Here is a 23,892-nt window from a genome sequence, read left to right as displayed (position 1 = left end):
GAACCCGTTCGGGCTACCGCTCGCGCGTCTTGCGAGCCTCGTTTTCAGAATTCAGACTGGTGGTGCCCATCGTCCCCGGCGGCCACCCCATATCTCGCCTTAAAGGCATTTCGTCTCAGCAGGCGTGTTTTTAGTCGCGACGCCTGCTTATGTTGCAAACCCCGTGCCGGATTTGCCACCAAAAATTGCGACAGTGATGCTGTCCTAACCAGGACTTTGCCAAATTTTTATCTAGCACACAAGCGCGCTTGAGTCCGTCGTCGCATAGCAACAACGCATGCCAAATTGTCCATGTCTCGAAGACACATTCAGCCCGGAGGTGCCGCGTTCCGGTCAAAGGCTGGCCCAAGGGCTGCCGGATTCAGCAGTGAGGTTGCGCAGTGCTCGTTAACGCCTGTGGCAGCGGTGCTGGCAGGCGAGCGAAGCGTGAGATTCAGGAAGTTGAATACTCTCCGGGCGCGGGGGCGTCGAAGGAGCATGCAATGAAGGTACTTGTGGGATGTCTGGCCTCGGCCGGTCTGTTGCTGGCGAGCGGCGCTGTACAGGCACAGGCGCTGCCGCCGATGCGCGGCGACGTTGCCGCTGTGGCGCAGGTATCCGATGTCGGCGGTCCCTATGCGGCCATGCCGCCCGTGGAATATGCGGAGCCGCGCCCCTATGGCGTGTTGCGCCGCGGTTATGATCTGGCGGTGCTGCCGCTGCGCGAGGTCTATTCGATCCTCCGCGAGGCCGGCTTCTCTGCCCTCGGCATGCCGCAGCAACGCGGCCTCATCTACATGGTTGCGGCGATCGACCTCGACGGCGAGGACGGCCGGTTGGTGATCGATGCGCGCAGCGGACGCATTCTGCGCTTCATTCCGGCCTATCGCATGGGCGACCGGATGAGCGAGGAGATCGACACGCGCTATGGCCCGCAAGGCGCAGTGCCGACCCTGCCGCAATATCGCCGCCCGCCGTTTACGGCCGGAACGGCAACGCCCGCGCCGAAGGTTGCCAGCCGCACGACGAGCGTGCCGCTGCCGAAGCGGCCACCGGTGCGCGCGGTTGCGGCGCCGGCTAAGCCTGTTACGCCAGCCGAGACCAAGCCGGTCGCAGTCAAACCACCTGAAACGCCGCCGGCCGCTGCGCCCGTGCAGCAATCGGCCGTAACTGAGCAGAAACCGGCCGAGACGAAGGCGCCGGAAACGACGGGTGCTGCGCCGTCGACCTCTACTGCCTCGAAGCCGGAGGCCGCAGCACCGACGGTTCCGCCTCCCGCGACGGAAGCAAAGCCTACAGAGCCTAGTAAGCCTGCGGACACTCCTCCGCCCGTCCAGGGCATGGAATAGTTAGTGGAGCGCTGCGCACATAATAAAACGCCCCGGATTGCTCCGGGGCGTTTCATTTACAGCTACACTTACTTTACTTCACAAAGTCGCGGTTACGCGGCGACTTTCTCGGCCGAGCCGTCGACCACCTGCGGTGCGCTCACCGCGCTGGTGGAAATCGGAATGCTGCGCGGCTTCTTGGCTTCGGGGATCTCGCGGACAAGGTCCACATGAAGCAGGCCGTTCTCGAGTGAGGCGTTCTTCACCTGCACGAAGTCGGCAAGCTGGAAGGCGCGTTCGAAGGCCCGCGCGGCAATGCCGCGATAGAGCACTTCGGCCTTGCTGCCATTCTCGTTGGCAGCCTTCTCGCCCTTGATCGTCAGCGTGTTTTCCTTCGCGACGATGGCGAGCTCGTTCTGCGCAAAGCCTGAAACGGCAACGCTGATACGGTATTCGTTCTCGCCGGTGCGCTCGATATTGTAGGGCGGATAGCCCGGCGCTGCGTCACCTGTGCTCTGATCGAGCAGATTGAACAGGCGGTCGAAACCGACGGTGGAACGATAAAACGGGGTGAGATCATAGCTACGCATTGGATAGTCCTCCATTGAGCGACTGTTGCAATAACCCGCCCGCCATAAGGGCCGGGCTTTCGTGTCATGCAGCCTAGAGAGGCCTGCATGAAGCTGATATGGGAGGGGGCTGGCGGCTCGCAAGGGGGCCGAAAGATTCGCGCCGACCTGATCTCCCGCCCTTGAAATCCCGCGTTTTTCGCCTAACCGGTCCCCCGCCATGACGCTCGTCTCCATTCCCGCCAACCCCGTTCCCGAGGGTGCCGTGTCCGGCACCATCAAGACGCCGGACGGCGCTGAGCTACGTTTTGCGCGCTGGGCGCCGACGACCGGGCGCAAGGGCACGGTCTGCGTGTTCAGCGGGCGCGGCGAATATATCGAGAAGTATTTCGAGACCGTGCGCGACCTGCGCGACCGCGGCTTTGCAGTGGCCATGATCGACTGGCGCGGGCAGGGGCATTCGTCGCGGCAGTTGCGCGATGGCCGCAAGGGTTACGTGCGCAGCTTCTCGGATTTCGAGATCGACGTCGAAAGTTTCGTGCAGCAGGTGGTGATGCCGGATTGCCCGCCGCCCTATTTCGCGCTGGCGCATTCGATGGGCGGCGCGGTGATGCTGCGCGTGGCGCATTCCGGCAAGCGCTGGTTCGACCGCATGGTGCTGTCGGCGCCGATGATCGATCTGCCGGGCCGCTCGACGTCACTGCCAGCGCGGCTGCTGTTGCGTGTCATGCGCTGGACCGGGCAGGGCGGCAACTACATTCCTGGCGGCAATGGCGAACTGGTCGGGACCTCGTCATTCCCCAATAACAAGCTGACCAGCGATCCGGTGCGCTATGCGCGCAACGCGGCGATCCTCGAAGAGGATCCGACGCTCGGCATCGGCTCGCCGACGGTGGCTTGGGCCGATACGGCGATCCGTGGGATGCACGGCTTTCGCGAGGCCAGCTATCCCGTGAAGATCCGTCAGCCGATCCTGATGCTGGCGGCCAGCAACGACCAGGTGGTGTCGACGCCGGCCATCGAGGAATTCGCCTATCACCTGCGTGCCGGCTCGCATCTGGTGATCGCCGGCTCCCGTCACGAGATCCTGCAGGAGCAGGATCGCTATCGGCAGCAGTTCTGGGCGGCGTTCGATGCGTTCGTGCCGGGCACGCCTCTGTTCAAGTAACGAAAGCCACTCATGCTCGGTATTCACGGCCTCTGGCTCTTCATCCTCTCCGGCATCCTCCTCAACATCACGCCGGGGCCGGACACGGCCTATATCGTCGGGCGCAGCGTGCAGATGGGCTGGCGCGGCGGCGTCGCGGCAGCGCTGGGGATCAGTGCAGGATGTCTGGTTCATGTCTTCGCCGCGGCGGTCGGATTGTCGGCGCTGCTGGCGGCGTCATCTTATGCTTTCACTGCAGTGAAATGGATCGGTGCGGCCTATCTGCTTTACACCGGCGTGCAGATGCTGCGTGCGCGGGCATCGACAGTTGCAACGAACGACGCCGCGGAAAAGCCGCTGCTGTCGCTTCGGCAGGTGTTCTGGCAGGGCGCCTTCACCAACGCGCTGAACCCGAAGGTCGCGCTGTTCTTTCTCGCCTTCCTGCCGCAATTCGTCGACGTGGATGCGCCCAGCAAGGCGCTCGCCTTCATCGTGCTTGGGCTGATCTTCATCAGCACGGGCACGATCTGGGGACTCGGCACGGCCATTGTCGTTGCGAAAGCCGCCAGCCGCGTCCGGCGATCCGGTCAGGCAATGGTCTGGATCAACCGCGCCCTCGGCGGCGTGTTCATCTATCTCGGCATCCGCGTGGCGATGCTCGAAATACGCTAGCGTTTACTTCAGCACCGCGAAAGTGGCGGTGACGGAGAGATAGATCCCGAGCAGCAGCATCGCGATCAGGAACCAGCGGCGGAACTGCTCGGGCTCCATGCGGTCGCGCACAGCCTGGCCGATGAACATGCCGGCAAAGGCGGTGATCATTGCGACAATGCCGGGCACCGCCGTCGCGGCCGTGAGCAGACCGGCGCTGGTGAGGTTGAACGCCTGGGCCATCGTGGCGACGGTGAAATAGAGGCCGAGCGCCTGCACCAGTTCGTTTTTCTCCATGCCGATTGACTGCATGAACGGCATGGAGGGAATGACCTGCACCCCGGTGGCCGCGGAGACCACGCCGGTCAGCACGCCGGCGATACCGCCGACCCACTTCTCGTTTTGCGGCGCCGTCTTGAACTGGAATTTCACCAGCGTCACCACGGCATAAATCACCAGCAGTACGCCGAGCACGATCGAGCCGTATTTGGCGTAGGGGCCGGTCATCAGGCTGCCGCAGAGCCAGATGGCCACCGCAGTGCCGATCAGCAGCGGCCACAGCCGGCGAATGATGTCGCGCAGATAGGGGCCGGCGAAGGTCTGCCAGATATTGGTGACGATGGCGGGCACGATGACGATGGTCAGTGCCTGCACCGGGGTCATGGTCACCGCCAGCAGGCCCATCGAAACGGTCGGGAGGCCGAGGCCGATGACCCCTTTGACGAAGCCGGCAAGAGCGAAGACTGCAGCAATCAGAATGAGCATGGAATCGATCATGGTGCGACACATTGACCGATCGGCCCGGCCGGCACAATCTGGAGGTTACGGAGACTGCCTTCGTTCAGAACGAAGGCAGATACGGAGAGTGTCATGCATGCCGACCTTGTCGATCTCAGGCTGTTCGTGGCGGTCGCCGAGGCGCGCAGCATCACCGCGGGTGCCGCCGCTGCCAATCTGGCGCTGGCTTCGGCGAGTGCGAGGATCAAGGGGCTGGAGGCAACGATCGGCGTGCCATTGCTCAAACGCGGGCGGCGTGGTGTCACGCTGACGGCGGCCGGCGAGAGCCTGCTCGGCCATGCCCGCATCGTCATGCAGAATGTCGAGACCATGCGCGGCGACATGGCGGCCTATGCCAATGGCATGAAAGCCAGTGTATCGATGCTGGCTAATACGGTGGGCCTGTCCGAGCATCTGCCGAAGGCGCTGGCGAGTTTCCTGCGCGAGCACCCCAATGTCAGCCTCGAGGTCGAGGAGCGCGAGAGCGCCGATATCGCCCAGGCGATCGCCGTCGGCATCGCCGATTTCGGCTTCGCTGCCGAGCATACGCTGCCAGACAGTCTGGAACGCTTCACCTTCAACGAAGACCGGCTGATGTTGGTAACGGCGCCGCGCAGCGATCTCGCTGGCCGCCGACATATCGATTTCCATGAGATCATCGACCGCGACTTCATCGGCCTCACCAATGCGACCGCGCTGCAGAACCACATCGGCAAATATGCGGCGAAGCTGGGCGCGCGACTGCGCTACCGGGCGCAGATGCGGGATTTCGATGCGATGTGCCAGATGGCTGCGGCGGGGGTCGGCATTGCGATTGTGCCGGAAGTCGCCGCACGGCGCTGCGCACGGTCGACGGCGTTGGCGTTGATCCGGATTCGCGATCCCTGGGCCAATCGAAAGCTGGCGATCTGCTTTCGCAGCCTAAAGACGTTATCCCGTCCCGCGCAGCAGATGATCGAGCATCTGCGGGCTGCAGCGCGGGCGTAGCAATGCCCGATCAGGCGTTGAGGATCTTCAGCGCGGCCTCATGCACGCGCGGGTCGCCTGCAGCGACGATGCGGCCACCGTTCTGCGCGGGTTTGCCCTCCCATGTCGTCACGACGCCGCCAGCGCCGGTGATGATCGGGATCAGGGCTGCAATATCGTAGGGCTTCAGCTCGGTCTCGATGACGAGGTCGAGATGGCCAGCGGCGAGCATGCAATAGGAATAGCAATCGCCGCCGTAGCGCGTCAGCCGCACACCTTTTTCGACGTCGTGAAATTTTGCACGATCGGCGTCGCCCATCAGCCGCGGGCTGGTGGTGAACAGCGTGGCGTCTTTCAGCGATGCGCAGCGGCGCACGGCAAGCTTGCGGGTGGTGTTGTTGGCACCCTGGTAGCGCGCCGAACCACTGTCGCCGCTGAAGCGCTCGCCGATATAGGGCTGGTGCATCATGCCATAGACCGGTGTGCCCCGATGCAGCAGCGCGATCAGCGTGCCCCAGATCGGGAAGCCGGAGATGAAGGATTTGGTGCCGTCGATCGGGTCGAGCACCCAGACATATTCGGCGTCTTCGCGTTCGGTACCGAATTCCTCGCCAACAATGCCGTGCTGGGGGAAGTTGGCCTTGATCAGCCGGCGCATCACCGCTTCGGCGGCGCGGTCGGCTTCCGTGACCGGGTCGAAATCGGTGCTGTTCTTGTTGTCGATACTCAGCGAGGTGCGAAAGAACGGCAGGATGGTCTCGCCCGACGAGGTCGCAAGACGACCAATGAAGGCGTTGAAGTCGATGACCGTCACGGAGAGGTCCTTTGTTGCGGCTGCTGATGGGGACGTATCGCTTCCTATACAGCGCAGGGCAACGACTCGCATCTGCGGTGATCGAAATCTCTCTGCGATTCCCTAAGCCACAGCACTGAATCGGATTGCGATTTCCCTAAGATTCCTGATGTCCGGCATCAGAAATTGGCCAATGATATGAATATGTGATCATTTCTTAAATAGGTCAAAGCTACTGTCATTTCTATATCGCATTGATTTTGCTTGTAGAAATTATGACGCCTATGCCTGAACGGTGCGATCACCATGCGAAATTTGCATGGAAATTTGCCCGAAAACTCTTGCACTTGGTGCGTCGCGGCTGCATATTGTTGCGGTGCGGTAGCGCTTGCGCTATCGCTGCCCTCCTTGGGCGTTTCCTCCCTAGACTTGGACCGCTTGCTATCGCAAGCGGTCCTTTTTTCTTGTCGGAGGAGTTTTGCATCACGGCGTGCCGACGTGGCTGCCGGCGATTGTCTTGTGTCGCCTGGCCTGTTCGTCGTCTGGCACCCCGACAGCCTCGGGCCCATTGCGACGTCAGTCATCAAGCAAGACTTATTCGGCTGAGAACCTCAAGCCGGTGTCCACGTCGTGGCGGTTACTTCAGCGACGTATTGATGTCGCTGAACTTGCCATTGAGGTTGGTGCCGAGTCCGTTGACGACGGCGATGATGGCCAGCGAGATGCCGGCGGCGATCAGCCCATATTCGATTGCAGTCGCTCCCGATTCGTCCGACCAGAATTTCTTGATCATGTTCTTCATGTTCTCTCCTGCCATGTTGCACGGTTCCAATCCGCGGAACCACGCTGGCGTGGATAACCTAAAGTTGTATGAATCGCGGTGGTAGAATCCTGCCCCATCTCTAAATCCAGCGAAAATTGACAATTTGTCGCACGAAATAAGCGCTGTCGTGACCCGGCGGTCACGGTTCCAAATACCCCACCTGATTGAGTGACGGTTCGAACCCCGGCGAGACGTTCGGCCCCGGCCTATTCGGCGGCGGCCTGGAATGGGCCCAGGCTGTCCAGCGGGATCTTCGCCAGCGCATCGGCCAGGACGGTAAAATCGGCAGCAATCTGATCGAAGCGGGCAGTTCGCTCACGGCGGCGTTCGTCCATATAGATCGCCCGGTTCAGCTCGATCTGGATGGCGTGCAGCCCGCTGGCCGGGTTGCCGTAATGCTCGGTAATGAAGCCGCCGGCATAGGGCTTGTTACGGCCCAGCGAATAGCCGAGGCCGCCGAATGTGCCTTCGACCACCTCGGCCAGGATAGTGGCGCAGCTGGTGCCATAGCGGTCACCGACGACCACGTCCGGGCGGCGCGGCTCCTCACGGGAAATTCCGATCGAGGGCATCGAGTGGCAATCCACCAGGATCACCGTGCCGAATGTCTGGTGCGCCTTGTTGATCAGGCGGCGCAGGGCGCGATGGTACGGCTTGTACAGCGCCTCGATCCGGGTGAGGGCGTCATCGACGTCGAGCCGCTCGCGGTAAATCTCCTGGCCGTCGCCGACCACCCGGGGAATCGTGCCAAGGCCGCCGGCGACCCGCATCGAGCGGGTATTGGCAAAGCTGGGCAGCCGGCCGTTGAACATCCGCGGATCGAGCTCATAAGGCTCGCGGTTGACGTCCACATAGGAGCGCGGGAAGTGCACCCGGACCACCGGGAAGCCGTGATCGCTCAATCCCGCGATCAATTCGTCCATGAACGAATCTTCCGAGCGGCGCAGTGCCGTCACGTCGATGCGGGACGCACTGAGAAACTCCGCTGGATAGACCGAGCCGGAATGCGGGGAATTGAAAATGATCGGGGCGCGCCAGTTGGCCGGCTCGACGATCTCGAAGGGAGGCGACAGCTCACCGTCAAACTGGGTCATCGTCGCGCATCGTCCCTGCAGCCGCATTCTTCGGTTTGCCCAGTCTGGCAGAAAACCGGCGCTTTGTGAGGCTGCATTGTCGATAACCGAAACAAGTCTGCCAAGTTAAAAACCTTCCGCAGGCGCGGCGATCACGAGAAACGCGCTCATTTGTTGTGTTTCACGACGTTCTGGCGCACCATCTTGAGACGCTTATGCACAGTCTGCGCCGATCACCTTCACCCGAAATTTACCAGACCTCGGGCTTAGTGGGCGAACAGGTCCTCTCATTCGGGTTCGACGTCCAACCGCCATGCACAAAATCCTTCTCGCAGAAGACGACAACGACATGCGCCGCTTCCTGGTGAAGGCGTTGGAAAACGCCGGTTTTCAGGTGTCGCACCACGATAACGGGATGTCAGCCTATCAGAGACTCCGCGAGGAACCCTTTGAAATGCTTCTAACGGACATCGTGATGCCGGAGATGGACGGGATCGAACTGGCGCGCCGCGCCAGCGAACTCGACCCCGACATCAAGATCATGTTCATCACCGGTTTCGCCGCCGTGGCGCTGAATTCCGACTCGGAAGCGCCGAAAAACGCCAAGGTGCTGTCCAAGCCGGTCCACCTGCGCGAATTGGTCAGCGAAGTGAACAAGATGCTGGCGGCCTGAGGGCAGCCCGCTTTCCTGGATTTCTTTCTTGGATTTCCTGCAAATCAGGCAAGGATTGGTACTCCGCCGTCCTTGCTTGTCCGGGTTTGACCCGTTATAGACCCCACACCCGTAACGACCGGTTCTTAGGGCGCGTAGCTCAGCGGGAGAGCACTTCCTTGACATGGAAGGGGTCACAGGTTCGATCCCTGTCGCGCCCACCACGCACCTCACACTTTCGAAGACTGCCGGATTGGCGCCTTTTCAGGCGTCGGGAGACGTTTCTTTCCCTAATGCTCCGATTAGTGACAGTTTTATTTCGGAACCAGTCGTGTTCATGCCGTGACTCGGCTATAGCTCAATGGTCCAGCACTTTTCGACCGGAAGCTGATGCCAACGAAGACCCGGCCGGTAATCGGCGTGATCGGCAACGCGTATCGCATTGAGAACAGGTTCTCCGTCCAGGCGGTCGGAGAAAACAACCTTCGTGCGGTTGCTGAAGTGGCCAATGCCCTGCCGATGATGTTTGCCGGCACCCCCGACATCACCGATATCGGCCAGGTGCTCGATCTGGTCGATGGCATCCTGCTCACCGGCGCTCGGGCCAATGTCCACCCGACCCGGTTCGGCATGGAAGCCCATGCCCGTCACGAGCCCTATGACAATGGCCGCGATGCGGTGGCTCTGGCCATGATCGAAGCTTGTGTCGCGCGCGGGGTCCCGATCTTCGGCATCTGTCGCGGATTGCAAGAGATGAACGTTGCGTTCGGCGGTTCGCTGCATCCCGAGATCCGCGAGATTCCTGGCCGCATCAATCATCGCATGCCGCGGCTCGAGAGCGGCGAGATCCATCCCGATCCGGCGGTCGTATTTGCCGATCGCCACGACGTGCATCTGACCAGCAACGGCACCTTCGCCAGCCTGCTGGGGCGCGAGACCATCACGGTCAATTCCCTGCATGGTCAGGGCATCGATATCCCTGGCGAGCGAGTGGTGATCGAGGGTATTGCCGAGGACGGCACCATCGAGGCCATCCGCATTGCCGATGCGCCGAGCTTCGCGCTCGGTGTGCAATGGCACGCCGAATATGATCCGCAGATCAATCCGATCAACCGCACGCTGTTTCAGGCGTTCGGCGAGGCGGTGGCCGCTCGCAGGCAGCGTGGGGCCTTCACGGCTGCGGCCGCGCCGCTATCAGCAGGAATGCGCTGAGCGCGGCTGCGACACAAAGCACAGCACCCGCGACCGTCGCTGCGGCAAATGCGGTGATCAGCGCCGGCCCCTTTGCCGCCATGACCGATCCGATCAGCGCCGTGACCACAAGGCCGCCTGTGCGTGCGACCGCGCTGTTGAAGCCCGATGCTGACCCGGTGTGACGCGCATCGACGGACATCAGCACGGCCGTCGTCAGAGGTGCGACAGCGCCGGCCATGCCGATGGCGATGACGACCATGGCGGGGAAGACGCTGGTCCAGTAGCTGGTGTCGGGACCGATTCGGAGCGCCAGCAGAAAACCCATCGCCACAATCACCGGTCCCAGCGTCAGCATGATCCTCGGGCCGGTTCTGGCTGCGAGCGAGCCAGCGAGCGGTGATGTCAAAGAGATGACAAGCGGCAAGGGCAGCAGCGCGGCACCGGCCTGTGTCGCCGTGTAGCCGGCGGCTTCGATCAGGAGAAAAGGCATCAGGACGAACAGCCCACCGAGTGCGCCGTACAACAAGAATGTCAGCAGCGTCAGGCCGACGAAGCTCGCCGACCCGAACAGTGCGAGCGGCATCATCGCGCGTTCGCCCTTACGGCCTTCGATCCACACGAACACAAGCAAGAGCAGGGGTCCTGCGACGAGCGCGCCAAGCGTGAAACCCGTCCAATCATGTGACGTAGCTTCGGTCAGACTCCAGGTCGTCAGGCCAAGTCCCACAGTCGCGAGGATGGCGCCGAGACTATCGAGCGGCTCGTCGCTGTCGTGTCGATCGCGGGGGATGCCTAGCCAGGCAAGCGCCATTGCCGCCAATGCGATCGGCACATTGATGAGAAAGATGAGATGCCAGCTGCCGATGTCGATCAGCCATCCGCCCAACACCGGTCCGAGCGCGCCGGCGGCAGCGCCGCTGGCAGCCCAGATGCCGATAGCGCGGCCCTTGGCTTCGCCGGAAAACGTCTGGCCGAGGATCGCCAGGCTGTTCGGCATCAGCATCGCCGCGCTGACGCCCTGAAGGAAACGCGCGGCCAGCAGCAGAGGCAGGCTGGGCGCCACAGCGCAGGCCAGCGAGGCCAGCGCGAACAGGCCGACTCCGCAGATCAGAAGCCTGCGGCGGCCGAAGCGGTCGCCTGCTGCACCGCCGAGCAAAAGAAGTGCACTGAGCGGCAGCAGATAGGCATTGATCACCCATTGCAGGTCGACGGCATCGGCCTGAAAACTCGCAGCAATGGCCGGAAGTCCGACATTCACCACCGATCCGTCGATGAAGGCCAGGCTGGAGGCCAGAATCGTGGTGGTGATCACCAGGCCGGGATGGCTGATATCATCGATCTTTTCCGTGGCGCCGGCGGCGCCTGCGTCACAAAGCGCATGCAAGGCGTTACTCATGACCGGGTTGTAGGGGGAACGGGAGCTCAGAACAAACCATTGTCCTCCGATCGGGCAATTCCGTTTTGGCCCCGATTGTGCAAGCATCCCGGGCGGTCGTGCCGGGGCGCTCGGTAAGAGAGTCGTCGGCGTGAGATCGGACTGTGTTGAGGAGAGGGACTATGAAACGAATTTATCTGTTGGGGACCATGATCGCCGCGGCGGTCTGCACGACGCAGGCGGGCGCTCAGGAGCTCACCGGCACGCTCAAGAAGATCAAGGACACCGGCGCCATCACCATCGGCTTCCGCGATTCCTCGGTGCCGTTCTCTTATCTGGATGACAATCAGAAGCCCGTCGGTTTCGCCATGGATATCTGCTACAAGATCGTCGATGCGGTGAAGAAAGAGCTGAAGAACGACAAGATCGAGGTGAAGCTCAATCCGGTGACCTCTGCCACCCGTATTCCGCTGATTGCCAACGGCACCGTCGACCTCGAATGCGGCTCGACCACCAACAATGCCGATCGCCAGAAGCAGGTCGCGTTCACCAATACGCACTTCCTGACGGCCAGCCGCTTCGTTTCGAAGAAGGCCGCCAAGCTCGACAAGATCGACGATCTGAAGGGCAAGTCGGTGGTCTCGACCTCCGGCACCACCAACATCAAGCAGCTCACCGAAGCCAATGCCGCGCGTAATCTCGGCATCAACGTCATTCCCGCCAAGGATCACGCCGAAGCATTCCTGATGGTCGAGACCGACCGTGCTGTGGCCTTCGTGATGGATGACATCCTGCTTGCCAGCCTTGCTGCCGGTGCGCGCGATCCGAGCGCCTATGTGATCTCCAAGGACGCGTTCTCGAAAGCTGAGCCCTACGGCATCATGCTCCGCAAGGACGATGCGCCGTTCAAGAAGGTTGTCGATGCGGCCACTGCCGAGCTCTACAAGAGCCCAGAAGGCGCTAAGATCTATGACAAGTGGTTCACGCAGAAGATTCCGCCCAAGGGCCTCAATCTGAACGTTCCGATGGGAGCCGAGCAGAAGAAAGCGTTCGCCAGCCCGTCGGATTCGCCTGATCCCGACGCCTACGCAGCCAACTAACTCTTGCTTACCTCTCCCCGCTTGCGGGGAGAGGTCGTCTTACATGCGCGTAGTGCGTGTAAGACGGGTGAGGGGGAGGCAGCGAGTAAAACACTGGCTCCCCCTCACCCGTCTCGAACGACCCTCGGTCGTTCGATCCACCCTCTCCCCGCAGGCGGGGCGAGGGAAGAAGCAATGGCCCGGCCATTGCATGGGTTTCTGCCTGAGGTTGCCAGGTTTTCGCGTGGACGGCGCGTGGGGGTGAATGCGTGAACTATAACTGGAATTGGGGAATCTTCTGGGATCAGACGCCTGATGCGACGGGGACCTATTTTGGCTCGCTGATGAGCGGCCTTCAGGTCACGATCCTGCTCGCACTCTGCGCCTGGTTCATCGCGTTCGTGATGGGCTCTCTGATCGGCATCATGCGGACCCTGCCGGCGCGCTGGGCGGTGTTTGTCGGCAATGCCTATATCGAGATGTTCCGCAACATTCCGCTGCTGGTGCAGCTGTTCATCTGGTTCTTCGTCGTTCCCGAACTTTTGCCCGGCGATCTCGGCATCTGGATCAAGCAACTGCGCAACGGGCCGTTCATCGCCGCGATGCTCGGGCTTGGCTTCTATATGTCGTCGCGCGTCGCCGCGCAGATCACCGCCGGCATCAACGCGCTGCCGAAAGGTCAGCGCATGGCCGGCACGGCTATCGGCCTCACCACCTGGCAGACCTATCGCTACATCCTGCTTCCGCTGGCCTATCGGATCATCTTTCCGCCGCTGACCTCCGAATTTCTCAACACCATCAAGAACACGGCGCCCGCACTCACCATCGGTGTGCTTGAACTGACGGCACGGGCGCGGTCCATGCAGGAATTCTCGTTCCAGGTGTTCGAGGCCTTCTCGGCCGCAGCCGCCATCTACCTCGTCCTCAGCGCCGTCGTGACGATCGGAATGCGCATCCTCGAAAAGCGCCTGGCGATCCCCGGCTTCAACGAGGGGAAATAAGCGATGTTCAGCAATTTCGATTACGACGTCATCTGGCGCAGCCTGCCCTATCTGTTTCAGCAGGGCATGGCGTTCACCCTCACGCTGACGGCTATTGCGACGGTCTTCGGTCTCATCCTCGGCACCTTGATCGCGATGATGCGGCTGTCGTCCAGTGCCGTGCTGTCGGGCTTCGCGGTGAGCTACGTTAATCTGATGCGCTCGCTGCCGCTCGTGCTGGTGATCTTCCTGTTCTACTTCCTGATGCCCTATGTCGGACAGTGGATCATCCGCTCCGATCAGCCCGTGCAGGTTGGCGCCTACGCCTCGACCATCGTCACCTTCACGCTGTTCGAGGCAGCTTACTTCTCGGAGATCATGCGCGCCGGTATCCAGTCGGTGCCGCGGGGGCAGGTGATGGCCGGCTATGCCATCGGCCTCAACTATCGTGAGGTGATGCGCCATGTCGTGCTGCCGCAGGCATTCCGCAACATGCTGCCGGTGATCTTCACCCAGACCATCGTGCTGTTCCAGGACACATCGCTGGTCTATGTGCTGTCGATCACGGATTTTCTGGGTGCAGCGTCCAAGGTCGCACAGCGCGACGGTCGTCTCACCGAAATGTATCTATTCGCGGCGCTGGTCTACTTCCTGATCTGCTTCACCGCGTCATTCTTTGTGAAGCGCTTGCAGAAGCGCATCAGCATCATCCGCTAGCCACTTTCGCTTTCAGTCTTTGCCTCCAACTATCGGTCGCTCATCATGCCCATGATCACCATCGAAAAAGTCAGCAAGTGGTACAACCCGCAGTTCCAAGTGTTGAAGAACTGCACGACGGCCGTTGAGAAAGGCGAGGTGGTCGTCGTCTGCGGTCCCTCGGGATCTGGCAAGTCGACGCTGATCAAGACCGTGAATGCGCTGGAGCCCGTGCAGCAGGGCACCATCATGGTCGATGGACTGAATGTGACGACGATGAAGAAGGACCTGCCGAAGCTGCGCTCACGCGTCGGCATGGTGTTTCAGCACTTCGAACTGTTTCCGCATCTGAAGATCGTCGAGAACCTGTGTCTCGGCCAGACCATCGTGCTCGGCCGCTCGGAAGATGCGGCGAAGGCCAAGGCGATGAAGATGCTGGAGCGCGTCGGCCTCACGGCGCATGCGCAAAAATATCCCGGCCAGCTCTCCGGCGGTCAGCAGCAGCGCGTCGCCATTGCGCGCGCACTGGTGATGGATCCGATCTGCATGCTGTTCGACGAACCGACCTCGGCGCTCGATCCCGAAATGATCAACGAAGTGCTCGACGTCATGGTCGAACTCGCAAAGGAGGGCATGACGATGATGGTGGTGACCCACGAAATGGGCTTCGCCAAGAAGGTCGCCAACCGCGTCATCTTCATGGATGCCGGCGAGATCGTCGAGGACGCGCAGAAGGAAGACTTCTTCGGCCATCCGCGCAGCGATCGGGCGCAGCAGTTCCTGTCGAAGATCCTCGCGCACTGACGCATGCAGTGTGGCGCTTGTGCCTCAAGTTTATGCAGATTCTTGAATGCTGCATGACGGGGCAATTAACGAATGTGTCAGAAATGGAGTGGTATCCTTCAACCGTGAGGGCGAGGGCCTGTTGGTCCGCTGATTGAACTCCACCGGAGCGATCGGGTCTTTGTCCTCACGGACAGTTCCGCGACGCCCCGTTCTCTGCCTCTGCCCAATGCTTCTCTGACCGTCATCCAACGACCCGAGCCGAGGCTGCGCGAGCCATGCTTGCGCGCGTCCTGACTTGGCCCTTCTCCGGAAAGTGCATCGCATGATCAAGATCAACAGTGTCGGCAACAAATTGGGTCTTGCCGGTCTCGTTGGCATCTTGCTCTCGGCGGGCGTTGTCGCAAACCAGATGAGGACCGAGAGCGCGATCTCGGAGGTCAATCGTCTGGCTGATGTGCAGCAGAAAATCGCCGATAGCGCGATGGAGGCCGACGGCCAGATGCGCGCCATGCAGGTGGCCAGTCAAGGCCTGCGTATGGCCATCACGACGCCCGAGATTGACAAGAACGCGGCCGAGATCAGGGCCGCCAAGGCTGCGCAGGACCGCATCATCGATGCCGCGTCCGCCCTGGCGACCAAGCAGGAATACAAGGACAATTTCGCGAAGATCAAATCGCTGACGTCAACCTATCTCGCCGCTGCCGACGAGATCGTCGGTCTGCAGAAGAAACTGCTCGAGCTCTATCGCAACCGCAACGTCGCCGTCATCGACTGGAACCGGCATCTCGACCAGCTGCGCCTCACCACTGCCGTGACCGAGGCGACGAACTGGCCTGAAGTCGATGGACAGCTCAAGATCGCGGACAATGCCATCAACGCTGTGCAGGCAGCCGCATGGCGTTATGCGTCGATGAATGAAGTCACGCAGAAGGGCCAGATCATCACCAAGGCCAAGATCCTCACCGATGCGCTGGCCAAGGCCAGCGTTTTCGAAGACAGCGAGCTCGTGCAGAGCGGCCTGATCCAGCTCGGCACCGACATGAAGAAGTTCATGACGGCCACCGATGAAGCGATCGGCAGTAACGACCAGAAGACCGATATCGTCCGCACCAAAATCACGCCCGCCGCTGCGGCAGCATCTCAACTGGTCGCGCAATCGGTCTCGTCGGCCAAGGCTGCGGTTGGAGAGGCCCGGGCGCAGGCCGCCGAGGAAATGGCACGATCCGGCCAGGTCAATCTCGCGCTCGGCCTCGCGGTCGTGCTGGTGCTGATCTGCACCATGGTGTTCTCTTTCGTCGGCGTCGCACGGCCGATGACGCGTTTGAATGGCGCCATGGGCAAGATGGCGGCCGGCGATCTCGATGTCGTCATCCCCGGCGCCAAGCGTGGCGACGAAATCGGCGATATCGCCAAGACCGTTACGGTCATTCGCGCCAATGCCGAACAGAAGGCACGCGACGAGGCGGCGGCCCGCGTCGATCAGGACAATCTGGCCGCGGCGTCGCGCAAGCGCGAAATGGTCGAGCTCGCCGGGACGTTCGAACGCGCCGTCGGCAATATCGTCGACAACGTCTCCTCGGCGTCGAATAGACTCGAGGAGTCCGCGGGCGCGCTGACGGCAACGGCTGAACAGGCTAAGGAGCTGACCGCTGCAGTCGTTGCTGCGTCGGACGAAGCATCCACCAATGTTCAGGCGGTTGCGTCATCGACCGAAGAGATGTCGTCATCGGTCAACGAGATCAGCCGGCAGGTCCAGGAATCTGCGAATATCGCCAACTCCGCCGTGGCGCAGGCGCGCAAGACCAATGACCGCGTGGCGGAGCTGGCCAAGGCTGCGGCCCGGATCGGCGATGTCGTCGAGCTCATCAATACCATTGCCGGCCAGACCAACCTGCTGGCGCTCAACGCCACCATCGAAGCGGCGCGCGCCGGCGATGCGGGCCGCGGCTTTGCGGTGGTTGCGTCCGAGGTGAAGGCGCTCGCCGAACAGACCGCCAAGGCGACGGGCGACATCAGCCACCAGATCAATGGCATCCAGGCGGCGACCCAGGAATCCGTCGGCGCTATCAAGGAGATCGGTGACACCATCGGCCGCATGTCCGAGATCGCCTCGACCATCGCCTCTGCTGTCGAGCAGCAGGGCGCGGCAACCCAGGAAATCTCGCGCAATGTTCAGCAGGCCGCGCAGGGCACGATGCAAGTGACGTCGAACATCACCGATGTACAGCGCGGTGCCAGCGCGACCGGATCAGCTTCGACGCAGGTGCTGTCGGCGGCGCAGTCGCTGTCCGGCGAAAGCGCGCGACTCAAGCTCGAAGTCGGCAAGTTCCTGGACTCCGTCCGGGCCGCATAGATTCGTGCTTCTCCCATGATGGGGGAAGCCGCAACGAAGACGGCGCCCGTCGCCGAAGCCAGATCAAGTCCTACCTAGGAAGCCAATGATGTCGCTGTTCAATCTCCGTATCCGCGGTCGCCTCTATGGCGGTTTCGGCGCGTTGGTTCTGTTTGGTCTCGCCAGTTCGGGATTTGCCGTCTGGCAGATGACGGAGGTTGGAACGCAGGTCGATTCCCTGAATATTCTTTCGGCCAACACGATCCGGGCCTCGGAGATCGCCTCCGAACTGCACGCGATCCGCGGTGCCGTGTTGCGCTATTCATTCGATCAGGATGAAGCAGCGCTTGCGGACGCCGACAAGCGTCTCGCCGGCGTCACCGCCAGCCTGGATACGGTGATCAAGACCAGTCGTTCGGAGGAACGCCGCGCCGTCTACCGAACCATCGAGAAGGACGTTGCCGACGTGAAGGCGCAGCGCCAGGCGCTTGGCGAGGCCATCAAGCAGATGGTCGCCGGCCGGGAAGTGCTGCAGGAAGCCGGCGACAAGCTGTCATCCAGCCTGCGTAAGCTGGTGATCAGCACGCGCAACACCATGTATGGCCAGGGTTCGACCAAGCTCGAATCCGACACGCTGATGGTGCAGATCGCGAATTGGCGCTTCTTCGTCAGCCGCGACGAGAAGCATATCGAATCTTTCAAGGATCACGTCCGCATCGCGGAGCACCAGATCGGCGAAATGGAAAAGATGCAGATGCCGCCGACGCTCAGCGCGTTGTTCGGCACCATCCGCAGCAACCTGAAGAGCTACGCCGCCCAGTTCGAGAAGGCTGCCGCCAGCCTGCAGACGGCAGACGGCATCTTCAACAAGTCGATCAGCCCGACCGTCGTGAAAGCGATCGGGAAGGTCGAGACCATCAAATCCGACATCCAGCAGGTTCAGTCGCAGACCGTCGCCGCAACCAGCAACCGCATGTCGACGACTAGCATGCTGCAGCAGATCGTGGCCGGCGTCGCTACTGTGGTCGGTCTAGCGATTGCCTTCCTGATCGCGCGCGGCATTATTGGCCCTCTGTCGGGCCTGACGGCTGGCATGAAGCGGCTCGCCGACGGGGATTTCAGCGTGGTGTTGCCGGGTCTCGCCCGCAAGGACGAGGTCGGCGACATGGCACGCGCAGTCGAGACCTTCAAGGTACGGGCCGAGGAGAAGGCACGCGCCGAGGCCGAAGCCAAGCTGACGCAGGACCAGCAGGCAGCGATTCAGCGACGCCGGGACATGATCCGTCTCGCGGACGATTTCGAGGGCGCCGTCGGCAGCATCGTCGAGAACGTGTCATCGGCCTCGAGCCAGCTCGAAGAATCGGCGGGCGGACTGACTGCGACCGCCGAGCAATCCCGACAGCTCACCGCCATGGTGGCCGCAGCCTCCGACGAAGCCTCGACCAATGTGCAGGCGGTGGCGTCATCCACCGAGGAGATGTCGTCCTCGGTCAACGAGATCAGCCGTCAGGTTCAGGAGTCGGCCAATATCGCCAACTCCGCGGTGGCACAGGCCCGCAAGACCAATGACCGCGTGGCTGAGCTTGCCAAGGCCGCCGCGCGGATCGGCGATGTTGTCGAGCTGATCAACACGATTGCCGGCCAGACCAATCTGCTGGCGCTCAATGCCACCATTGAAGCGGCGCGCGCCGGCGATGCCGGTCGCGGCTTCGCGGTTGTTGCATCGGAAGTGAAGGCGCTCGCCGAACAGACGGCCAGGGCAACCGGCGACATCAGTCACCAGATCTCCGGCATCCAGGCCGCGACCGAAGAGTCGGTCGGCGCCATCAAGGAAATCGGCGACACCATCGGCCGCATGTCGGAGATCGCGTCGACCATCGCATCTGCCGTCGAGCAGCAGGGCGCGGCGACGCAGGAGATTTCGCGCAACGTTCAACAGGCGGCGCAAGGTACAATGCAGGTGAGCTCGAACATTCTGGACGTGCAGCGCGGCGCGAGTAACACAGGTTCGGCGTCGTCGCAGGTCTTGTCCGCTGCGCAATCGCTGTCCGGCGAAAGCGCGCGGTTGAAGCGCGAAGTCGGCAAGTTTCTGGACTCCGTTCGCGCGGCATAGGACAAAACGTCACACGATCACGCGCTTTCGCCTGACGAGTAAGATACAACTAGCAAACAGCCTGGATGCGTCATCGCATCCGGGCTGTTTGTTTTGGTGAGTCAAACGATGACACGCGCGACAAAAAGTCATTCCACTTTAAAGCGTTTGCGCGGCTGAAATTAACCCGAAGTTCTCGCAACCTAACGATGATCGGATTCGAGATTGCCTCTTGCGTTGCGGGCGCGATTCGCGACGTGCAAGGTCGGCTATCAGTGGTTCTCCCAAGAAGGGCACGTCGCATGTCGCTATTCAATCTCCGCATCCGTGGCAGGCTGTATGGGGGCTTCGGTGCGCTCGTCTTGTTCGGGTTGGGCATGGCAGGTTTCGCCGTGTGGAAACTCACGGAAATTCGCGACGACGTCTCGGCGATGAATGCCCAGTCCGCCAATGCGATGCGCTCGATGGAGATTTCGGCGGAACTCCAGGCACTTCGCCGCGCGATGCTGCGCTACACGTTCGATCAGGACGAGGCGTCATTCGCTGAAGCCGAAAAGCTGCTGACTCAGGTCGGTGGTGTGCTGGAAGAGACGATCAAGGCGAGCTCGGAGGAGCGTCGCGGGGTCTATCGCGAGGTCGAAAAGACGATCAATGATTTGAAGAGCAAGCGAGTCGATCTCGGCAACACCGTCAAGGAGATGATCGACGGCCGCAAGGCGCTGCTTGCCGAAGGTGAAAAGCTTCAGACGGACCTGAAGAAGCTCGTGCTCTCGACCCGCAGCTCACCATTTGCGCAAGGGGCGACGACGCTGCAATCCGAAACCCTGCTGGTCCAGATGGCGAACTGGCGGTTCTTTGCCGGCCGCGATCAGGACAATGTGACGCTGTTCGCGAACAGCGTGAAGAATGCGCAGCAACAGATCGCCGAGATGGAAAAGTTCGACATGCCGCCAAGCCTTGCGGCGCTGTTCGAGTCGATCAAGAAGGGACTGGTCAGCTACTCCAGCGTGTTCGATAAGGCGTCCAACAACCTGTTGAAGATGGATCAACTCTATTACAACGCGATCACGCCGATGGTGGTCAGCGCCATCCGCAAGACCGACGGCATCAAGGCCGCGATCCAGCAGGAGGTCGTGAGCGCGACGACAGCCAATGAGCAGCGCATTTCCGGTACGATCACGCTGCAGCAGATCGTGGCGGGTGCGGCGACCATCACTGGTCTGCTGATTGCCTTCCTGATCGCGCGCGGAATCATCGGGCCGCTGTTGGGTCTGACGGCGGGCATGAAGCAGCTCGCCGAGGGCAATTTCGGCGTGGTGCTGCCGGGGCTCGGCCGCAAGGACGAGGTCGGCGACATGGCGCAGGCTGTCGAGACCTTCAAGGTCAAGGCGGAAGAGAAAGCCCAGGCGGAAGCCGAGGCACGGATCGCGCAGGATCAGGCGGCGGCCTTGCAACGCAAGCAGGATATGATCCGGCTCGCCGACGATTTCGAAGGTACGGTCGGTGAAATAGTCGAGGCGGTGTCGTCCGCGTCGACCGAATTGGAAGCCTCGGCGAGTACGCTGACGTCGACAGCGGATCGGTCGCAGCAGCTCACCACGGTCGTCGCAACGGCGTCGGAAGAAGCCTCCACCAACGTGCAATCGGTGGCGTCTGCCACTGAGGAAATGGCGTCGTCCATCACCGAGATCGGCCGTCAGGTCCAGGAATCCGCACGTATTGCCAACGAGGCCGTGGACCAGGCGCAGAAGACCAATGATCGCGTCGGCGAGTTGTCGAAAGCTGCCGGCCGCATCGGTGCGGTGGTCGAACTGATCAACACCATTGCGGGGCAGACCAACCTGTTGGCGCTCAACGCCACCATCGAGGCAGCGCGTGCAGGAGACGCCGGCCGCGGCTTCGCAGTGGTCGCGTCCGAGGTGAAGGCGCTCGCCGAGCAGACCGCCAAGGCCACCGGCGAGATCAGCCAGCAGATCGCGAGCATCCAGACTGCGACCGATGATTCGGTCTCGGCGATCTGCGAGATCGGCACGACCATCGGCAAGATGTCGGAGATCGCGTCCACGATCGCTTCGGCTGTCGAAGAGCAGGGCGCGGCGACGCAGGAGATTTCTCGTAACGTGCAGCAGGCTGCGCAAGGCACGATGCAGGTCTCGTCCAACATCATCGATGTGCAGCGTGGCGCGAGCGAGACCGGCGGCGCGTCGTCTCAGGTGCTGTCCGCAGCCCAGTCGCTCTCGTCGGATAGCAACCGTCTGAAGCATGAAGTCAGCCGCTTCCTGAACTCGGTGCGCGCGGCCTGAGTTCTCCAACATCGCAATTCACTGGCTTGAGTAACGGTGCGTTCTCCGCACACCGCCACTCAAGCCGCTGTATGCTCCGAGAGAATTCAGGGCCTCGAAATATCCCGTGCAGGGCATTGCATGATGAGATTGCAATTTTAGATCGTTAATTCAGAACCTTTGATGCCTGAACTCGAACTCCATCGCTGTCTGAAAAGTCCGAATTACTCGATGACCATTGCGGTACCGGCTCAATTTGAGTGATTGCATCATCGGCGCGTTAACGTTTGTGTCAGAAGCGCGGTGGTAGGTTCCTGCCCATGAGCAGGTGATTTGATCGATCATCGAACGTATCGCCCGCTCATATGAGCCGATGACGCTTCTCGTTCAGGATCGGCTCACGCCAAGCTTCGCGGGCCCGTCGGATTGCCGCCGGGCTGCGCCAAAAATGACAACCGCTTAGCATTCGACCATTTCACGCGACGCCGGACTCCGTCCGGCGAAGGACGACCCGACTCATTTTTCTGCCGCTTCATTCCCAGGAACTGTCATGGCCTTCATCCAGAATCTGCGTATCGGCACGAAGCTCGCGATTGCGTCCGGGCTCGGCATCATTCTCCTCGGTGTCATGATCTATATGCAGACGATGGGAAGCGCAGGCGTTCGCCAGTCATATCAGACGGCCGGCATCTATCAGGGCATTGCGCAGAACGCTGCCGAGGCCAAGGCCTCGTTTCGCGGGATGCAGATCGGCGTGCGTGACTTTCTCGGGGCAACGAAAGTGGCCGATGTCCAGAAGGCCGCCGACTATTTCACGGCGCGTACTACCGCCGGCCTTAAATTTTCGGCTCAGATGCTCAAGCTTGCGACCGCACCGGACGAGCGCGAGCGCATCGGCAAATTCCTCGACATGATGACGACCCTCGGTAAGGGCGGCGACAAGATCGGCGTAATTCGCACAGATATCTTGAATCTGCAGGCGACGCGCAACGAAGCTGGCGAATTGTCTGCGGATGCCTCCGCGCGCATCACCGCACTGGGTGCGGAGATCGTGAAGCTCCGCACCGACGTGCTGCTACCCATGAGTGCAGAACTCGACAAGCTGGCCGATACGATCGTCAATCTGGCTAAGGAGAAGGTCGAGCAGCAGACGAACGCTGCGGCGAACGAGGCCGCTGCGACCGAGCGAGACTCGCTAATTCTCGGTGGTGTGGTCGCCCTGATGCTGATCGGGACCTGTGTGTTCTCGGTGTTCACCATCGGGCGTCCGATGCGCGCGCTGAGCCGTTCGATGGAAGAACTCGCCGAGGGCAATTTCGGCGTGGTGTTGCCGGGCTTGGGCCGCAAGGACGAGATCGGCGACGTCGCTGGCGCCGTGGAGAAGTTCAAGGTCAAGGCACAGGAGCGCGCCCGCGCCGAAGCCGACGCTCAAAAGCAGCAGGAGCAGATCGCCGCCGAGCAGCGCAAGCGCGAGATGATCACGCTGGCGAACAATTTTGAGAGTGCGGTCGGCGAGATCGTCGAAACAGTGTCGTCTGCATCGACCGAACTCGAAGCGTCGGCGGGCACGCTGACGTCGTCTGCCGAGCGTTCGCAGCATTTGACCACCATGGTGGCAGCCGCTTCGGAAGAGGCCTCGACGAACGTACAATCCGTGGCATCGGCGACCGAGGAAATGGCGTCATCGGTGAACGAGATCAGCCGCCAGGTTCAGGAATCTGCGCGCATTGCCAGCGAGGCCGTGCAGCAGGCCCAGAAGACCAACGACCGTGTCGGCGAGCTATCCAAGGCGGCCAGCCGTATCGGCGACGTGGTCGAGCTGATCAATAGCATCGCGGGGCAGACCAACCTTCTGGCGCTCAATGCGACCATCGAAGCCGCCCGCGCAGGTGAGGCGGGCCGTGGCTTCGCCGTGGTGGCGGCCGAGGTGAAGACGCTCGCGGAACAGACCGCCAAGGCGACCGGCGAGATCAGCACGCAGATCGGCAGCATCCAGTCCGCAACAGACGAATCGGTCAGTGCCATCCGCGAGATCGGCGTCACCATCGGCCGGATGTCGGAAATTTCGTCCACGATTGCTTCGGCCGTCGAAGAGCAGGGTGCCGCCACCCAGGAGATTTCCCGCAACGTGCAGCAAGCCGCGCATGGCACCCAGCAGGTCTCGTCCAACATTACGGATGTGCAGCGCGGCGCCAGCGAGACCGGATCGGCCTCGTCGCAGGTTCTTTCGGCAGCACAGTCGCTGTCGTCGGACGGCGCGCGGCTAAAGGTCGAAGTCGCGCGGTTCCTCAACTCTGTTCGCGCGGCCTAGGCCGTGC

At 61.6% G+C, this 23,892-nt stretch carries 20 protein-coding genes and 1 tRNA gene; 15 read left to right on the top strand and 6 right to left on the bottom strand.

What is annotated here, in order from left to right; all coding sequences use genetic code 11:
- The first annotated feature begins 482 nt into the window (after positions 1–482).
- Positions 483–1,328, top strand: a complete 846-nt coding sequence (locus tag AB8A50_RS17295; protein ID WP_439078414.1) for a hypothetical protein — start codon at positions 483–485, stop codon at positions 1,326–1,328.
- 92 nt (positions 1,329–1,420) lie between these two features.
- On the opposite strand, the gene AB8A50_RS17290 is transcribed toward AB8A50_RS17295, so the two are convergent.
- On the bottom strand, positions 1,421–1,897 hold the full coding sequence (locus tag AB8A50_RS17290) for an Hsp20 family protein (RefSeq protein ID WP_170849586.1): 477 nt from the start codon (positions 1,895–1,897) through the stop codon (positions 1,421–1,423).
- Positions 1,898–2,096: 199 nt separating this feature from the next.
- Between AB8A50_RS17290 and AB8A50_RS17285 the strand changes: the two genes are divergently transcribed.
- On the top strand, positions 2,097–3,044 hold the full coding sequence (locus tag AB8A50_RS17285; protein ID WP_439074617.1) for an alpha/beta fold hydrolase: 948 nt from the start codon (positions 2,097–2,099) through the stop codon (positions 3,042–3,044).
- 12 nt (positions 3,045–3,056) lie between these two features.
- Entirely contained in the window at positions 3,057–3,695 is a 639-nt protein-coding gene (locus AB8A50_RS17280; protein WP_439078413.1) for a LysE family translocator, read from the top strand.
- 3 nt (positions 3,696–3,698) lie between these two features.
- Here AB8A50_RS17280 and AB8A50_RS17275 read toward each other — a convergent pair whose 3' ends face one another.
- On the bottom strand, positions 3,699–4,451 hold the full coding sequence (locus AB8A50_RS17275) for a sulfite exporter TauE/SafE family protein (RefSeq protein WP_439074619.1): 753 nt from the start codon (positions 4,449–4,451) through the stop codon (positions 3,699–3,701).
- 93 nt (positions 4,452–4,544) lie between these two features.
- On the opposite strand from AB8A50_RS17275, the gene AB8A50_RS17270 reads away from it, so the two are divergent.
- The gene (locus tag AB8A50_RS17270; protein WP_439078412.1) at positions 4,545–5,438 is read left to right on the top strand and encodes a LysR substrate-binding domain-containing protein; all 894 of its coding nucleotides are present in this window, start codon (positions 4,545–4,547) and stop codon (positions 5,436–5,438) included.
- Positions 5,439–5,448: 10 nt separating this feature from the next.
- Here AB8A50_RS17270 and hisN read toward each other — a convergent pair whose 3' ends face one another.
- The 3 genes from hisN to AB8A50_RS17255 form a co-directional block, all read right to left on the bottom strand.
- A complete protein-coding gene (gene hisN, locus AB8A50_RS17265; RefSeq protein ID WP_439074621.1) occupies positions 5,449–6,231 on the bottom strand; it encodes a histidinol-phosphatase in 783 nt (260 codons plus the stop codon).
- A 616-nt stretch (positions 6,232–6,847) separates the two neighbouring features.
- Positions 6,848–7,012, bottom strand: a complete 165-nt coding sequence (locus tag AB8A50_RS17260; protein WP_170849584.1) for a Flp family type IVb pilin — start codon at positions 7,010–7,012, stop codon at positions 6,848–6,850.
- Positions 7,013–7,239: 227 nt separating this feature from the next.
- A complete protein-coding gene (locus tag AB8A50_RS17255; protein ID WP_089265808.1) occupies positions 7,240–8,127 on the bottom strand; it encodes an N-formylglutamate amidohydrolase in 888 nt (295 codons plus the stop codon).
- A gap of 292 nt (positions 8,128–8,419) precedes the next feature.
- Here AB8A50_RS17255 and cpdR point away from each other — a divergent pair, with 292 nt between their 5' ends.
- The 3 genes from cpdR to AB8A50_RS17240 all read left to right on the top strand — a co-directional run bounded on the left by cpdR (position 8,420) and on the right by AB8A50_RS17240 (position 9,970).
- On the top strand, positions 8,420–8,779 hold the full coding sequence (gene cpdR / locus AB8A50_RS17250) for a cell cycle two-component system response regulator CpdR (RefSeq protein WP_015669438.1): 360 nt from the start codon (positions 8,420–8,422) through the stop codon (positions 8,777–8,779).
- 128 nt (positions 8,780–8,907) lie between these two features.
- Positions 8,908–8,982 (top strand) — tRNA-Val (locus AB8A50_RS17245).
- Positions 8,983–9,148: 166 nt separating this feature from the next.
- Entirely contained in the window at positions 9,149–9,970 is an 822-nt protein-coding gene (locus AB8A50_RS17240; protein ID WP_089265824.1) for a gamma-glutamyl-gamma-aminobutyrate hydrolase family protein, read from the top strand.
- On the opposite strand, the gene AB8A50_RS17235 is transcribed toward AB8A50_RS17240, so the two are convergent.
- Positions 9,930–11,348 (bottom strand): DHA2 family efflux MFS transporter permease subunit, encoded by a 1,419-nt coding sequence (locus tag AB8A50_RS17235; RefSeq protein WP_439078411.1) that lies wholly within the window; start codon positions 11,346–11,348, stop codon positions 9,930–9,932. The genes AB8A50_RS17240 and AB8A50_RS17235 overlap by 41 nt on opposite strands.
- Before the next feature lie 161 nt (positions 11,349–11,509).
- On the opposite strand from AB8A50_RS17235, the gene AB8A50_RS17230 reads away from it, so the two are divergent.
- From AB8A50_RS17230 to AB8A50_RS17195, 8 genes are all read left to right on the top strand, one after another.
- Entirely contained in the window at positions 11,510–12,427 is a 918-nt protein-coding gene (locus AB8A50_RS17230; protein WP_093757187.1) for an amino acid ABC transporter substrate-binding protein, read from the top strand.
- A gap of 248 nt (positions 12,428–12,675) precedes the next feature.
- The gene (locus tag AB8A50_RS17225) at positions 12,676–13,407 is read left to right on the top strand and encodes an amino acid ABC transporter permease (RefSeq protein ID WP_068728920.1); all 732 of its coding nucleotides are present in this window, start codon (positions 12,676–12,678) and stop codon (positions 13,405–13,407) included.
- A gap of 3 nt (positions 13,408–13,410) precedes the next feature.
- Entirely contained in the window at positions 13,411–14,103 is a 693-nt protein-coding gene (locus AB8A50_RS17220) for an amino acid ABC transporter permease (protein WP_068728918.1), read from the top strand.
- A 51-nt stretch (positions 14,104–14,154) separates the two neighbouring features.
- Complete coding sequence (locus AB8A50_RS17215; protein ID WP_120288011.1) at positions 14,155–14,886, top strand: amino acid ABC transporter ATP-binding protein; 732 nt, start codon at positions 14,155–14,157, stop codon at positions 14,884–14,886.
- Positions 14,887–15,190: 304 nt separating this feature from the next.
- Positions 15,191–17,221, top strand: coding sequence for a methyl-accepting chemotaxis protein (locus tag AB8A50_RS17210; RefSeq protein WP_439078410.1), 2,031 nt, complete (start codon positions 15,191–15,193; stop codon positions 17,219–17,221).
- Between the two features lie 88 nt (positions 17,222–17,309).
- On the top strand, positions 17,310–19,313 hold the full coding sequence (locus AB8A50_RS17205) for a HAMP domain-containing methyl-accepting chemotaxis protein (RefSeq protein ID WP_439078409.1): 2,004 nt from the start codon (positions 17,310–17,312) through the stop codon (positions 19,311–19,313).
- 281 nt (positions 19,314–19,594) lie between these two features.
- Positions 19,595–21,595: a methyl-accepting chemotaxis protein gene (locus tag AB8A50_RS17200; RefSeq protein ID WP_439078408.1), complete on the top strand. Its 2,001-nt coding sequence runs from the start codon at positions 19,595–19,597 to the stop codon at positions 21,593–21,595.
- A gap of 529 nt (positions 21,596–22,124) precedes the next feature.
- Positions 22,125–23,885: a methyl-accepting chemotaxis protein gene (locus AB8A50_RS17195; protein WP_439078407.1), complete on the top strand. Its 1,761-nt coding sequence runs from the start codon at positions 22,125–22,127 to the stop codon at positions 23,883–23,885.
- Positions 23,886–23,892: the final 7 nt, after the last annotated feature.

Origin of the sequence: Tardiphaga sp. 841_E9_N1_2 (assembly GCF_051811065.1) — a bacterium.
Taxonomy (GTDB): Bacteria; Pseudomonadota; Alphaproteobacteria; order Rhizobiales; family Xanthobacteraceae; genus Tardiphaga; species Tardiphaga robiniae.
This window is presented reverse-complemented; position numbering and strand designations above follow the sequence as displayed.

Excerpts from the sequence above, each read along its gene's own strand:
- AB8A50_RS17295 (WP_439078414.1), top strand. The coding sequence starts at position 483 with ATGAAGGTACTTGTGGGATGTCTGGCCTCGGCCGGTCTGTTGCTGGCG.
- AB8A50_RS17290 (WP_170849586.1), bottom strand. The coding sequence starts at position 1,897 with ATGCGTAGCTATGATCTCACCCCGTTTTATCGTTCCACCGTCGGTTTC.
- AB8A50_RS17285 (WP_439074617.1), top strand. The coding sequence starts at position 2,097 with ATGACGCTCGTCTCCATTCCCGCCAACCCCGTTCCCGAGGGTGCCGTG.
- AB8A50_RS17280 (WP_439078413.1), top strand. The coding sequence starts at position 3,057 with ATGCTCGGTATTCACGGCCTCTGGCTCTTCATCCTCTCCGGCATCCTC.
- AB8A50_RS17275 (WP_439074619.1), bottom strand. The coding sequence starts at position 4,451 with ATGATCGATTCCATGCTCATTCTGATTGCTGCAGTCTTCGCTCTTGCC.
- AB8A50_RS17270 (WP_439078412.1), top strand. The coding sequence starts at position 4,545 with ATGCATGCCGACCTTGTCGATCTCAGGCTGTTCGTGGCGGTCGCCGAG.
- AB8A50_RS17260 (WP_170849584.1), bottom strand. The coding sequence starts at position 7,012 with ATGAAGAACATGATCAAGAAATTCTGGTCGGACGAATCGGGAGCGACT.
- AB8A50_RS17255 (WP_089265808.1), bottom strand. The coding sequence starts at position 8,127 with ATGACCCAGTTTGACGGTGAGCTGTCGCCTCCCTTCGAGATCGTCGAG.
- cpdR (WP_015669438.1), top strand. The coding sequence starts at position 8,420 with ATGCACAAAATCCTTCTCGCAGAAGACGACAACGACATGCGCCGCTTC.
- AB8A50_RS17240 (WP_089265824.1), top strand. The coding sequence starts at position 9,149 with ATGCCAACGAAGACCCGGCCGGTAATCGGCGTGATCGGCAACGCGTAT.
- AB8A50_RS17235 (WP_439078411.1), bottom strand. The coding sequence starts at position 11,348 with ATGAGTAACGCCTTGCATGCGCTTTGTGACGCAGGCGCCGCCGGCGCC.
- AB8A50_RS17230 (WP_093757187.1), top strand. The coding sequence starts at position 11,510 with ATGAAACGAATTTATCTGTTGGGGACCATGATCGCCGCGGCGGTCTGC.
- AB8A50_RS17220 (WP_068728918.1), top strand. The coding sequence starts at position 13,411 with ATGTTCAGCAATTTCGATTACGACGTCATCTGGCGCAGCCTGCCCTAT.
- AB8A50_RS17215 (WP_120288011.1), top strand. The coding sequence starts at position 14,155 with ATGATCACCATCGAAAAAGTCAGCAAGTGGTACAACCCGCAGTTCCAA.
- AB8A50_RS17210 (WP_439078410.1), top strand. The coding sequence starts at position 15,191 with ATGATCAAGATCAACAGTGTCGGCAACAAATTGGGTCTTGCCGGTCTC.
- AB8A50_RS17205 (WP_439078409.1), top strand. The coding sequence starts at position 17,310 with ATGTCGCTGTTCAATCTCCGTATCCGCGGTCGCCTCTATGGCGGTTTC.
- AB8A50_RS17200 (WP_439078408.1), top strand. The coding sequence starts at position 19,595 with ATGTCGCTATTCAATCTCCGCATCCGTGGCAGGCTGTATGGGGGCTTC.
- AB8A50_RS17195 (WP_439078407.1), top strand. The coding sequence starts at position 22,125 with ATGGCCTTCATCCAGAATCTGCGTATCGGCACGAAGCTCGCGATTGCG.